The sequence below is a fragment of the Variovorax sp. PBL-H6 genome, assembly GCF_901827155.1.
Classification (GTDB): Bacteria; Pseudomonadota; Gammaproteobacteria; order Burkholderiales; family Burkholderiaceae_C; genus Variovorax.
This window is the reverse complement of record NZ_LR594659.1, coordinates 3,988,955-4,002,280: the sequence shown is the minus strand read 5'-3', so window position 1 is coordinate 4,002,280 and position 13,326 is coordinate 3,988,955. Positions and strand designations below refer to the sequence as shown.

12 protein-coding genes are annotated in these 13,326 nt (G+C 62.9%); all 12 read left to right on the top strand.

The genetic code is table 11. From position 1 onward, the window contains the following. The first annotated feature begins 132 nt into the window (after nt 1-132). Entirely contained in the window at nt 133-1,890 is a 1,758-nt protein-coding gene (locus tag G3W89_RS18940; RefSeq protein WP_162575628.1) for an FAD-dependent oxidoreductase, read from the top strand. A 29-nt stretch (nt 1,891-1,919) separates the two neighbouring features. Then, nucleotides 1,920-2,696 carry an SDR family NAD(P)-dependent oxidoreductase gene (locus tag G3W89_RS18935; protein ID WP_232076625.1) on the top strand — a complete coding sequence of 259 codons (777 nt, stop codon included), beginning with the start codon at nt 1,920-1,922 and terminating at the stop codon, nt 2,694-2,696. Nucleotides 2,697-2,770: 74 nt separating this feature from the next. Beyond that, nucleotides 2,771-3,967 (top strand): ABC transporter substrate-binding protein, encoded by a 1,197-nt coding sequence (locus tag G3W89_RS18930; protein ID WP_162575627.1) that lies wholly within the window; start codon nt 2,771-2,773, stop codon nt 3,965-3,967. A 63-nt stretch (nt 3,968-4,030) separates the two neighbouring features. Next, nucleotides 4,031-4,954: a branched-chain amino acid ABC transporter permease gene (locus tag G3W89_RS18925; RefSeq protein ID WP_162575626.1), complete on the top strand. Its 924-nt coding sequence runs from the start codon at nt 4,031-4,033 to the stop codon at nt 4,952-4,954. Next, nucleotides 4,951-6,726, top strand: coding sequence for a branched-chain amino acid ABC transporter ATP-binding protein/permease (locus tag G3W89_RS18920; protein ID WP_162575625.1), 1,776 nt, complete (start codon nt 4,951-4,953; stop codon nt 6,724-6,726). Before G3W89_RS18925 ends, G3W89_RS18920 begins: the two co-directional genes overlap by 4 nt. A gap of 14 nt (nt 6,727-6,740) precedes the next feature. Beyond that, nucleotides 6,741-7,451 carry an ABC transporter ATP-binding protein gene (locus tag G3W89_RS18915; protein ID WP_162575624.1) on the top strand — a complete coding sequence of 237 codons (711 nt, stop codon included), beginning with the start codon at nt 6,741-6,743 and terminating at the stop codon, nt 7,449-7,451. A 31-nt stretch (nt 7,452-7,482) separates the two neighbouring features. Then, complete coding sequence (locus G3W89_RS18910) at nt 7,483-8,442, top strand: MBL fold metallo-hydrolase (protein WP_162575623.1); 960 nt, start codon at nt 7,483-7,485, stop codon at nt 8,440-8,442. A 134-nt stretch (nt 8,443-8,576) separates the two neighbouring features. Beyond that, complete coding sequence (locus G3W89_RS18905) at nt 8,577-9,761, top strand: MFS transporter (RefSeq protein WP_162577545.1); 1,185 nt, start codon at nt 8,577-8,579, stop codon at nt 9,759-9,761. Next, the gene (locus G3W89_RS18900; RefSeq protein WP_162575622.1) at nt 9,761-10,681 is read left to right on the top strand and encodes a DMT family transporter; all 921 of its coding nucleotides are present in this window, start codon (nt 9,761-9,763) and stop codon (nt 10,679-10,681) included. Before G3W89_RS18905 ends, G3W89_RS18900 begins: the two co-directional genes overlap by 1 nt. Before the next feature lie 13 nt (nt 10,682-10,694). After that, nucleotides 10,695-11,873, top strand: a complete 1,179-nt coding sequence (locus G3W89_RS18895) for an NADH:flavin oxidoreductase/NADH oxidase (RefSeq protein ID WP_162575621.1) — start codon at nt 10,695-10,697, stop codon at nt 11,871-11,873. A gap of 17 nt (nt 11,874-11,890) precedes the next feature. Then, the gene (locus G3W89_RS18890) at nt 11,891-12,586 is read left to right on the top strand and encodes an EthD domain-containing protein (RefSeq protein WP_162575620.1); all 696 of its coding nucleotides are present in this window, start codon (nt 11,891-11,893) and stop codon (nt 12,584-12,586) included. A gap of 29 nt (nt 12,587-12,615) precedes the next feature. Next, nucleotides 12,616-13,248: an EthD domain-containing protein gene (locus G3W89_RS18885; protein ID WP_162575619.1), complete on the top strand. Its 633-nt coding sequence runs from the start codon at nt 12,616-12,618 to the stop codon at nt 13,246-13,248. Nucleotides 13,249-13,326: the final 78 nt, after the last annotated feature.

Genomic DNA, 13,326 nt, shown 5'->3' with positions numbered 1-13,326 from the left:
ATTCTCCTAAGAATTTGATTTTAACAATGTCATTCACGAGGGGTAAACCATTAGTCTTGAAAATATGCGTTAGCCTTACACTAACGATATCAGGTCGCCACGAGCGGCCCCTACTTCAAGGAGTGATGGTCAATGAGCAAGCACGAAGCGGAGTACGACGTCTTGGTAGTCGGCACCGGCGCGTCTGGCATGTCGGCGGCAGTGACTGCGGCCTACCAGGGTCTCGAGGTTCTGGTCGTGGACAAGGCGCCGGTCTACGGCGGCACGACGGCCAGGTCGGGCGGATGGCTGTGGATTCCGGGCACCAAGCTCGCCAAGGAGCAGGGCCTCGACGAACCGCCAGGTGCCGCTCGGGCGTACCTCCAGCACGAGGCCACCACGCATTTCGATGCCGCACGGGTGGACGCCTTCATCGAGAATGGCCCGAAAGCCATTGATTTCTTCACCGAGAACACCTGCGTGCAGTTCGACATGCCGCCGGTGTTCCCCGACTATCACGCCGAAGCGCCTGGGGGTCAGCCTGGCGGCCGCTCCATGGTCACCCGTCCGTTCGACGCTCGAGAACTCGGCAAGCGCATCGCCCAATTGGCGCCGCCCGTTCCCGAGCTGACCGTCTTCGGGATGATGCTCGGTTCCGGCAAGGAACTGTGGCATTTCCTGCGTGCCTTCAAGTCGCTCGAATCCTTCTGGTACGTCGCGAAGCGGTTCGGCGGACATCTTCTGGATGTCGTGAAGCACGGCCGGGGCATGACGCTGACCAATGGCAACGCGCTGGCCGGTCGGCTCGCCAAGGCTGCAATGGACCTGAACGTCCCCGTCTGGCTGAACTCGCCAGTCAAGCAACTCGTCGTCGAAGGCGATGCGGTGGTCGGAGCGACGGTCGTGCGTGATGGCGCGCCGGTCGAGATCCGCGTGCGACGCGGCGTGGTGCTGGCCTGCGGGGGATTTCCCTACGACATCGAGCGTCGCAAGCAGTTGTTCCCTCATGCGCCGACCGGCCGTGAACACTTCACGCCTTCACCTGCGCTCAATACCGGCGATGGGCTGCGCCTGGGTGAATCCGTCGGAGGATGGGTCGATCCGACGATTCCGAACGCCGCCGCCTGGTGCCCGACATCGGTGACCAAGCGCAAGGATGGCTCCGAGGGCGTCATGCCTCATTTCATCGACCGTGCCAAACCGGGCGTGATCGCGGTCACTCCCAAGGGGCGCCGCTTCACGAACGAGGCAATGTCCTATCACGATTTCATTCAAGAACTGGTCGAGGCTTGCAAGGGCTCGCCTGAAGTCACTTGCTGGCTGATTTGCGATCACAAGCACCTGCGTGAATATGGGTTGGGCGCCGTCGCTCCTTTCCCTTTGCCCATCGGCAAGCATCTGAAGAACGGCTACCTCAAGAAGGGCAAGAGCCTTCAGGAACTGGCCCAGGTCATCGGCGTTCCTTACGCCAGTCTTCAAGAAGAAGTGCAAACCTTCAATCGCGATTGCTCATCCGGCGTCGACACCAGGTTCGCCAAGGGCAGCACCGCCTACAACCGCTTCCAGGGCGACTCCCTGGTCCAGCCCAACCCGTGCATGGCGCCCATTCGTCAGGGCCCCTTCTATGCGATCAGGATCGTCGTCGGAGAGATCGGCACGTTCGCCGGCCTCGCAACCGATGAGTCGTGCCAGGTCCTGACCAAAGACCGTCGTCCGATTCCCGGCCTGTTTGCCATCGGCAACGACGCCGCCAGCATCATGGGTGGGAACTACCCTGGTGCGGGCATTACTCTGGGCCCGGCACTGACCTTCGGCTACGTCGTGGGTCAGGCGCTTGCGCAGCAGGGGAATCGACCCGACGCAGAGGTCGTTCAGTTCGCCAGTCCGCGCCAGCGCGCGCACGCGGCCTGATCTGCAGACCCACAACGCAGGACAGACACATGGAAATCTCTCAACTCATGGCGCCCAAGGTGCTCGGCGGTCGAATCGCACTCGTGACCGGAGCGGGGCAGGGCAACGGCAAGGCCATCGCCAGGGGCCTTGCAAAGGCGGGAGCCGTCGTAGTCGTCACGGACTTGATCCATGAAAACGCGAAGGCAGTTGCAGCCGAAATCAACGCTGACGGCGGAAAGGCTGCTGCGTACAAGCTGGACGTGACCTCACGGGATGCTTGCCAGGCACTGGCGCTCACTGTTGCAAGCGAAGTCGGAAACATCGACATCCTGGTGAACAACGCCGGCATCATCATCCGCGAAGGCCTGGACAGCCCGGAGGCCGCCTCGAACCTCGAGCGCACCCTGAACGTGAACGTGATGGGCACCTTCCTTCCAACTCATGCGTGGTTGGGCGCGCTCAAAGAGACCAGGGGCGTGATCATCAACGTGGGGTCGATCGCCTCGAGTACGGGCATTCCCAACGTCGTGGGCTACTCTCCCTCCAAGGGCGCGGTCAAGCTGATGACGCAAGCGTTGGCAGTCGAGTTGGCGAAAGACGGCGTCCGCGTGAACGCGATTGCACCCGGGGTCATCGATACGCCCATGACTTCCTACACGCGCGAAGCGCCGGAGCGTCTCGACAAATTCATGTTGCGCACGCCGATGGGTCGCGTCGGACAACCTGAGGAGTTGGTGGGCCCGGTGGTCTTTCTTGCATCGAGCATGGCCACCTATGTGACGGGCGTGACGCTCCCCATCGACGGAGGCTTCCTTGCCTCCTGATTTCCAACGATCGTTTCTTTCCTAGTTTGCAACCCCAGAACTCGCAGAGTTCAAAAACCAAAGAGGAGACAGCCATGAGCATCCCAACGTTCTTCAAGCGGGCCGTTCTGACCGCCAGCCTTGTTGCGGCAACTGCTGCAAGTGCCCAGGACATCAAGCTGGGCTACAACGGCGATCTGTCCGCGTCGCCTTCCGCGCAGAGCGGCCAAGCCGCCGTGCTGGGCATGGAAGCCGCGATCGCGGACATCAACGCTGCCGGCGGCGTGCTCGGCAAGAAGCTTTCGCTCGTGACCCGGGACGACACGTCAGCGCCCCCGAAGTCGATTCAGAACATGAGCGAGTTGGTCGACAGCGAAAAGGTCTCGGCGGTGTTCGGCCCGACGAATTCAGGCAACGCCATGGCGTGGAAGCACATTGCGAACCAGAAGAAGATTCCCGTCATCGGCAATGTGGGCTCGGGCACTGACATCACCAAGCCCATGAGCCCCGGCGCCGACAACTACATGTTCCGGGTGTCAATGGTCGACCGCGAACAGGTGGCAGCTCTGATGGCCTACGTGAAGAAGAACACCGCCCAGTCGAAGGTGGTCGGCCTGATGGCGGAAACCACGGGCTATGGCCAGGGTGGCCTGAAGGACATGGAAGAGCTCGCCAAGGTGCAGGACATCAAGATCGCCGCGACCGAACGCTTCGGCGTCGGCGACACCGACATGACCTCCCAGCTCAGCAAGATGAAGTCTGCCGGCGTCGACACCGTGGTTGTGTGGGCACAAGGCACGCCGATCGCGCAGCTGGTGCGCAGCATGGAGAAGATCAACTACTTCCCGCTGGTGCTGACCTCCTGGGCCGCCGACAACATCACTTTCTACGACGCAGCGGGCAAGACGCTGGCCGAGAAGCCGATCTTCATGCGCACCGTCGGCGAGACGCGCACCCCTGCACAGCAAAAGCTGTTTGACCGCGTGGGTCCCAAGCTCAAGGCACCGGGCTCGTTCTCGTTCGCGCTCCATGGCTATGACTCGGTGCTGCTCTACGCTGCCGCGGTCAAGCAGGCCAACAGTATTGACGGCTCGGCCGTTCGCGTTGCCCTGGAAGACCTGAAGACCCCTGTCCAGGGTGTGCTCAAGACCTACGACAAGCCGTTCAGCAAGACCAATCACGAAGCCCTGACGGCCAAGGATCTTGTGTGGATTCGCTGGAAGGATGGCAAGCTGATGCCGTACACGGACCCGATCATCGGCTCACTGAAGGGCGCGGACTTCAAGCAATAACAAGAACGGATCTCGCATATCCGGGCCGCATCCTGCGGCCCGCCAGTCATCTCGGAGGCAACTATGACAGAGGCGCTCTTGCAGGCGATTCTCAGTGGCTTGGCCGTGGGCGGCGCCTACGCGCTGGTCGCTCTGGGTTTCAGCATCACGTTCACCACCACCAAGACCCTGAACTTCTCGCACGGCGAGTTCGTGTCTGCGGGTGCATTCATCGGCATGAGCGCGCTCTTTCTGGTTCTGGGCCTTCCCGTGACCTCGACCACCTTCGGTCAGGCACTCCCCGGCGCCGGCGCCCAGTTGCTTGCACTTCTGGCGGCACTCGGCGTGATGGGACTGCTTGGCTGGCTGCTCTATGCGGTTGGCGTAAGGCCATTCGCCGGACGGCCGGGCATGGCATGGGTCATGAGCACGCTCGGTTTCGGGGTCATCCTGCAAAGCATCGGATTGGCCATCTGGGGACCCAAGCCGGTGGTCGTGCCCGGACCGCTCGGTGATTCGGTGATCCGGCTGATGGGCGTGGGCGTTCGTCCCCAGGAACTCCTGACGCTGGTTGTTGCGGTGGTCATCATGATCGGGTTCGACTTCGTGATGAACAAGACAATGGTGGGCAAGGCCATGCGCGCCGTCGCGGCCAACGGCAACGTCGCGAGCCTCATGGGCATCAACACCAACGCCGTGATGATCGGCGCCTTCGTCATCAGCTCGGCGCTTGCAGGCCTCTCAGGCTTCCTTCTCGCGCCGATTGCGCAGGCCTCCCTCTTCATGGGCCTGACCGTGGGCCTGAAGGGCTTCTCGGGCGCCATGATCGGCGGCCTGAGCAACCCACGGGGCTGCGTGATCGGCGGCTTTGTTCTGGGCGTCCTCGAGTCGCTCGTGAACCTGTGGCAGGCACAGTGGCGCGAGGTTGCCGTCTTCGCGCTTGTGATCCTGGTACTCGCCTTCCGTCCGACCGGACTGTTCGGCAAGAAGCTGGTGGAGAAGGTATGAAGCGCGGTCAACATCTCCTGGGCGTCGTCCTGGTCGCCGCCGCACTGGTCGGCATCACCTCTCTCTTCGGGAACGACTACTACCTGCGCATCGTCTTCATGATGTGCGTCTACTACCTCTGTGCGGCCGGCATGAATGTGCTGGTGGGCTATGCCGGACAGAAGTCTCTTGGCCAGGCAGGTCTTTTCGCAGCCGGTGCCTATGCGGTCGCACTGCTGACGACGCGCACCGAAATGAACCCGTGGCTCGCGCTCGTGATGGCCGCCGCAATCTCCGCCGTCTGCGGGGTGCTGATCGCCTTGCCGTCGCTGCGAGTCAAGGGACCGTACCTTGCCATGGTGACGCTGGCCTTCGGCATCGTCGTGGAAAAGCTCGTGGGCGAATGGACCGATGTTTTCGGTGGTGCCCAAGGGATCTACGGCATCAAGGCCTTGACGTGGAAGGGGCAGCCGCTGACGTCTGAACAATGGGTCTGGCTGGGGATCGTCCTCTGCGCCTTGACGCACCTGCTGCTGCGCAACCTGCTGAATGGGCGCTTCGGTCGAGCGCTCCTTTCGCTGCAGGCTGACGAGATCGCGTCGTCCTCGGTCGGTGTCCGCGTCTATCGCGCCAAGGTCATCGCGTTCGTCGTCGCGGCTGTCACCTGTGGCATTGCCGGTGCATTGGTGGCGCAGCAGAACCAGTACATCAACTCCGACTTCATCACCTTCCACCTGTCGATTTTCATCCTGCTGCTGGTGCTGTTTGGTGGCGCCGGATCGCAGTACGGGCCGTTGGTCGGCACCGTCGTTCTCACGGTGATCGACGCGGCCCTGGCTCGGTGGCCTTCAGCGCAGCACTTCCTCTATGGCTTCCTCCTGCTCTTCGCGCTCTATGTCATGCCGGGCGGTGTGACCGGTCTGCTTTCGAAGTGGTTCCGCCGATCGGCCGAAGCACCCGAGAAGCCGGATGCGGCAGCGGCGCCCACCCGCATCGGTCCCGAGGGCACGGGCGAGCTGCTGGTCGTGAAGGGCGTTACCAAGAACTTCGGTGGCGTGAAGCCGGCCCAGGACGTCTCGTTCCGGCTGCAGCGCGGGCACATTCATGCGCTGATCGGGCCGAACGGCGCCGGCAAGAGCACGATGATCAACATGCTGACCGGCCTGATCGATCCGACCGAAGGTTCGATCCAGTTTCTCGGCCAGGAAGTCTCCGGACGGCCGGTGCACTCGATCTGCTGCATGGGGATGGGGCGGACTTTCCAGAACCTGCGACTGTTTGCCGACCTTTCAGTGCTCGACAACGTCATGCTGGGTCGCCATAGCCGCATGACGAACGGCTTCTTCGCATCGTTGCTCGCGCTACCCGGCGCGAGGAAGCAGGAGGCCGCAACGCGGGCCCGCGCGCTGCAGCTGCTGGACCTGGTGGGCCTGCTGCACCTTGCCCATCACGCGGCAGGAAGCCTGCCCTACGGCCTGCAGAGGCGTGTCGAGCTTGCACGCGCACTGGCGACCGAGCCGCAACTCCTGCTGCTGGATGAACCTGCCGCTGGTCTGAATCCGCAGGAGACGGCCGAGCTGGGCCAGCTGTTGGTTCGGATAGGCAAATGCGGGGTGAGCATCCTGATGGTCGAGCACCACATGGACCTCGTGATGTCCATCTCGGATCACGTCATCGTGTTGGACTACGGCATCAAGATCGCGGAAGGGAAGCCCGCCGACGTGCAGGCGAATCCCCGGGTCGTCGAGGCCTATCTTGGCGTCGACGAGCCCGAAGAAGCGCTCGCAGCCTGAACCGGAGCACTCGCATGTTGAAACTCGAATCAGTCAAGGTTGCCTACGGTGCCATCCAGGCCGTCAAGGGCGTGAGCCTGGAAGTCCGCAAGGGCGAGGTGGTCACGATCATCGGCGCCAATGGCGCAGGCAAGAGCACCTTGCTCAAGAGCATTTGCGGGCTGGAGCCGGTGGCCGAAGGCAGCATCCAGCTCGACGGCAAGGACATCACGAACGTCAAGGCGCATGAGCGGGTTGGACTTGGCGTGGCCATGTCCCCGGAAGGGCGGGGTGTCTTTGCGGACCAGACCGTTCGCGAGAACCTGATGCTCGGCGCGTACTCGCGCAGGAAGGACGTCGCTGCGACGGCGGCGGCAGTCGAGCGCGAGTTCAAGCGTTTCCCGCGCCTGCGCGAGCGGCAGGACCAGTCGTCTGGAACCCTGTCGGGCGGCGAACAGCAGATGCTCGCGATCTCGCGCGCCTTGATGAGCGAACCCCGCTTGCTGCTGCTCGACGAGCCGTCGCTCGGATTGGCGCCCTTGATCATCAAGGACATCTTCAATGCGATTCGGCAGTTGCGCGAGGCCGGCCTGACGATCTTGCTCGTCGAGCAGATGGCCAAACAGGCACTGGGCGTGGCGGATCGAGCCTACGTGCTGGAAACAGGCCACATCACCGCGGAGGGCACAGGCCGTGCGCTCCTGAACGATCCCAAGGTCAAGGCGGCCTACCTCGGCACGCATTGACACTTCCAACCGACCCTACCAGGAGTACCCCATGACCCAAACCAAGAAGTTCGCGAGCCAGGCCGACCTCGAAGAAAAGAAGATCACCTTCAGCCAGATCTCCGAACACGCCTGGGCCTACACCGCCGAGGGCGACCCCAACACCGGCATCATCATTGGCGACGACGCCGTGCTCGTGGCCGACACCCAGGCCACGCCCGCGATGGCGGCCGACGTGATCCGTCGCATCCGCGAGGTGACCGACAAGCCGATCAAGTATGTCGTGCTGACGCACTACCACGCGGTGCGTGTGCTCGGTGCCAGCGCATACGGGGCACAACACATCCTCGCGAGCCAGGACACGTACGACCTCATCGTCGAGCGTGGCGAGCAGGACAAGGCCAGCGAGATCGGCCGCTTCCCGCGCCTGTTTGCGGGCGTCGAGACGGTACCTCCTGGCATGACGTGGCCGACGATGACCTTCACCGGCAAGATGACCCTTTGGCTCGGCAAGCTCGAGGTGCAATTGCTGCAGCTCGGCCGCGGCCACACCAAGGGCGACACCGTGGTCTGGCTGCCCGGGGAAAAGGCACTTCTGTCCGGCGACCTCGTGGAATTCGGTGCAACGCCCTATGCCGGCGACGCCTACTTCAAGGATTGGCCCCAGACGCTGAACAACCTCGCCGCGCTCAAGCCCAAGGCCCTGGTGCCGGGCCGCGGCGCCGCTCTGACCACGCCCGAGGATGTGGCCAAGGGCCTGGCGGAGACGCGCGACTTCATCTCCGACGTGTATGCCAACGTCGAGAAGGGCGTCTCGACGGGCAAAGACCTCAACGCGATCTACAAGGACACCTTTGCCGCGCTCAAGCCAAAGTACGGCCACTGGGTGATCTTCGACCACTGCATGCCCTTCGACGTTACGCGCTGCTACGACGAGGCAACCAAGTACGCCGATCCGCGGATCTGGACGGCCGAGCGTGACATCGAGATGTGGAAGACGCTCGAAGGCTGACAGCCGTTGCGTGCCGGAGCTGACCGACGGCAGCCTCGTCACAGCGGCGGAATGAGCGTCGACTCAGGAATTGCGAGCCCCTCTTGACTGCCTTGAACGACATCCGCGACTCGGCAATCGAGGCTGATGTCGCCATGACCCATCCTCCCATTGACTCGAGGACGCTTGCGCTGCTGAGCCTCTGCGCATTCGCGAGCATGACCTCCCTGCGCGTATGCGATGCCATGCTTCCTTCGCTGGCGGAGGCGTTCTCGACGACGACGGGGCAGGCTGCTCGGACCATCTCGGGTTTTGCGTTTGCCTACGGTGCGCTTCAGCTTTTCTACGGTCCCTTGGGAGACCGTCATGGAAAGGCTCGCGTGGCTGGCTTTGCGACCTTGGCCTGCATGGTTGGATGCGTAGCGGCGGCGTTGTCGCCGAGCCTGGGTTGGTTGATTGGTGGCCGGGTCCTGACGGGCATGGCGGCGGCCGGGATCATTCCGTTGACCATGGCGTGGATCGGTGACAGCGTTGCCTACGAGGCTCGCCAGGAAGTGCTGGCCAAGTTCCTGGGCGCAACAGTGCTTGGAATGATCTGCGGTCAGTGGTTTGGCGGACTCCTCTGCGAACTGTTCGGCTGGCGATCGGCGTTCGCCGTCCTCGCACTGTTGTTCCTGGTTGGCGGAACCATGCTGACGAGAAGGGCCGGGGCGCTTTCGCACTTCAGGACTGCAGATGCCGGGAGCACCGGGCGCCGTGTGCTCGATGTCCTTTCCAGACCGTGGGCAAGGGTCGTGTTGGTCATCACCTGCATCGAGGGAGCGTTGGCGCTCAGCGCACTAGCCTTCATCCCTTCCCATCTGCAGGCGACCTTCCATTTGACGACGCCTGCGACTGGCGCCATCGTCGCGCTCTATGGCGTAGGCGGTCTGCTGTATAGCCGTTGCGCCCGCCTATTGTTGCGTCGCTTCGGGGAAGCAGGACTTGCGACCCTCGGAGGAACGTGTATGGGCATCGCGTTCGCAACGGTCGCGTTTGCACCCGCTTGGCTCTGGGCACTGCCGGCTTGCCTCATGGCCGGATTCGGCTTCTATGCGCTGCACAACACGCTGCAAACCAACGCAACCCAGATGGCACCTGCTGCGCGCGGCACCGCAGTTTCGCTGTTCGCATGCATCCTGTTCCTGGGTCAGTCGCTTGGCATCCTGCTCGCCGCGTGGTTGGTCGACAGGTTCTCCTCATCGATGGCTTTCGCGGCTCCTGCCTTGGGACTTCTCCTGCTTGGAGGCGGATTCGCGTTTCTGCTCGGACAGCGCCACAGGTCTGGGAAGGAGGCCTGATGTCCAACGCTGAAAAGAGTCCGACGGCCGTCCAGTCGACGTTGATAGCCGCAATGGCGATCTGGGGATTGAATGTGCCAGTGGTCAAGGTGCTGACAGGTGTCTTCGAGCCAACCATGCTGGCCGCACTGCGGATGCTGGTGGCGTGTGCCGCGTTGTCCGCGATCGTGCTGTGGAAGCGTTGCGGCCTGCCGTTGCTAACGCTGCGCCAGGGCGCGGCCATCGTCGTCTGCGCGGTGCTGATGGTGTACCTCAACCAGATCTTGTTCGCCGAGGGCTTGCTCCGGTCAACAGCCACCAACGGCGCGCTCATCATGGCATTGAGTCCGCTGGTGTCCGCCCTGTTGGCCGCCGTGGTCTTTGGTGAACGGCTGACGCTGTCGCGCTTCGTCGGGGTCGTCCTTGGCTTCGCAGGTGTTGCAGCGGTCGTTCTTAGCCACCCAGGTGCCGGTCTCTCGGCCGCGGGCACCGGGGATCTGATGCTGGTCGCCGCTGTGGTGAGTTTTGCTGCGGGCGGCGCCATCATCCAGCGTCTGGCCCGCCGGATGCATGCATTGACCATCAGCTGGGCGATTTATCTGGTCGGATCGCTGCTGCTGGCCCTGCACGCAGCGGTCGAGGCGCCAGCACTCGACGCGAATGCCCTGTTTCCCGGCTGGCGTCCTTGGGCGTTCATCTTGTTCTCCGGGGTCCTCGCCACGGCGGTCTCGAACCTCGTCTGGAATCGTGCGATCGCACGCATCGGCGTGGCGCGGACGGCCGTTTTTCTCTACTGGGTTCCCGTGTTCGGCGTTGCGTTCGCGGCCATGCTTCTCGGCGAGCCCTTGACCTTCTGGCACCTCTTCGGATTCCTCGCAGTCATGGGCGGCACCTATGTGGGTACGCGCAAATCGTCGACTGCGGCAACCCTCTCTCCTTGATTGGAATGCCTTCATGAAGTCTCATGAATCTCCCCTGCTTTTTCAACCGATCCAGCTTCGGGAGCTCGAGTTGAGGAACCGGGTCGTGATCTCGCCCATGTGCCAGCACGCGGCCGAGGCAGGCCATGCGACTCCATGGCATCTGGTGCACCTCGGGAAGTTCGCGCTGGGTGGCGCGGGCCTGATCCTGACCGAGAGCACGGCCGTCGATCCCCGGGGGCGCATCGGAACCGCCGACCTGGGCCTTTGGAAGGACAGCCACATCAAGCCGCTGAAGGATGTAGTCGATTTCGTGCATGCCAACGGCACAGCCATCGGCGTGCAACTGGCCCATGCAGGCCGCAAGTCTGGCAGCCAGCCCTTGTGGGAGGGCGGCGCAGCACTGTCCGAATCGCGTCTCGCGGCCGACGCAGAGCCCTGGGCGCGACTCGGGCCCAGCGCCCTGGCGGCAGGTCCGGGGTGGTCCGCGCCACTCGCCCTTGACGCGCATGGGATCGCCGAAGTCGTGCAAAGCTTCGTCGATGCAACCGTACGTGCCGACAAGGCCGGTTTCGACGTGGTTGAACTGCATTTCGGCCACGGCTACCTGGTCGCGAGTTTTCTGTCTCCCAATTCAAACCATCGACTGGACGAGTGGGGTGGTGACCTGGCAGGACGCATGCGGTTGGCGCTCGAGATCGCGCGCAAGGTGCGTGCGGCATGGCCGGAAGGCAAGCCGCTCTTTTGTCGCCTTTCGGCGGTCGACGGCACCGTGGACGGCTGGAGTCTCGAGGATTCGATCGAGCTTTCGCGCGAGCTTGCAAGGTGCGGCGTCGACGTCATCGACTGCTCCTCCGGCGGCTTGACCGAAGAGACTCGTGCATTGCCGGTACCGCGCGGCCTGGGATTCCAGGTTCCCTTCTCGGAAAGAATCCGCAATGAAGCCAAAGTCAGGACTCAAGCGGTGGGAATGATCGTCGATGCAAGCCAGGCGGAAGCAGTGCTTGCCGAAGGAAAGGCCGACCTGATCGCGCTGGGCCGCGAGGCCTTGTTTGACCCCTATTGGGCCCATCACGCGGCGCTGGCCTTGGGCGTGGACCCAGGCTATCAGCACTGGCCCGTCCGGCATGGCGTCTGGCTCGCGAAGCGTGCGCCTGGCTTGGCACGCGCACGTGCGCAGGCGGCGGACGCTCTCATCTCAAGTCTCAAATAGGTACCAAGGAGCTGTTCATGAATGTACGAATGGGCCTGATTCGCAAGAAAGCGGATTGGACGTTTGAGGATTTCAATGCTTACTGGAAAGGCAAGCATGGTGCCTTGGCCGCGCACGCGCCCCATCTTCGCGAGTATTGGCAGAACCTGGTGGTCGATCGCGTGCAACGAGGGATCGATTTTGCCCGGGGTCCCTGGGACTTCGATGGCTTCTCTCAACTGTGGTTCGACGACCTGGGCCGATCCAAAAGTGCTTTCAGCAACGGCGATCTGGCCACCGCGCTGGTCGAGGACGAAAACCACTTCCTTGGCGGCCTTCACATTGTCACTGCAGAGCAGTCGGTCGTGATTCCCCTTCCTGACGAGAACGAACGTGCCCGGCTGCTGAAACGCATGTCCATCATCAAACGGCAGCCGACATTGAGCGAGGAAGACTTTCGCCGCGAATGGCGTGTGCACGGCGATCTGGTGCGAAAGATGCCGGGCGTCAGTGCCTACCGGCAGAACGTGGTGGTGGCGCGGGAACGGGAAAAGGGAAGGGCATGCGACTACGACAGCTTGCCCATCGATGGCATTGTCGAACTGTGGTTCAGGGATGCGCAGACTCTGCAGGATGCATTCGCCTCTTCGGCCGGGCAGACCACGATGGCACATGCCAAGACCTTCCTGGGCGATATCACTGCCTTTCTCGTGGCCGAACGCCGGATCGTCTGACGCGCAACAAGGCAACAATGAAGAAACGCATGACGCTGCTGGCGAAGAAGGACGGCCTGTCGACAGCCGACTTCAGGAGCTACTGGGCGGGGCCGCACGCGGCTTTGGCATTGGGCATGGGCGGCATTTCGAAGTACAGCCAGAACCGGGTGGAAAAGGTCCTGTGGACCACCGGCGATGCACCGCGCTTCAATGTTGACGGCATCGTTGAACTTTACTTCAAGGACGACGAAGCGATGCGCGTCGCGCAGGCTTCGAGCATCGGCCAGCGCCACATCCCCGCGGACGAACCAGAATTCCTCAGGGGATGGACGCTCTGCATTGTCGACACCGAAGGCGAGGAGGGCACTTCGGTCGCTGCGCCCGTGAAGGTGATCGTGCCATTCCTGCTGGGGTCCTGTTCGAAGGACATGGTGGCCACTGCCATCCAGCGATATGCCAGTGAGACAGGTTCGAAGTTCGCGCTGAACTGGACCGCATCCACCGCGCGCCGAGAACGGCTGTGGACCGAGCCTTCCCCGCCAGACGGCTTTCTCGTGCTGTGGTTCGCCTGCGTGGCTTCGGCGCATGGCGCGTTCGACCAGGGAGTGCTCTGCTCCACCTTGTCGGCACAGTTCAGGCACGCCACCGCCTATCTGATAGACGAACTGGCGATTCGCTGAGCCTCGGTTCGGTGCTGGGTCCAACCTGCGCAAGACTCGTCGTCGCATTGCTGCAGTGCCTCGGGTATGGTTGCGGTG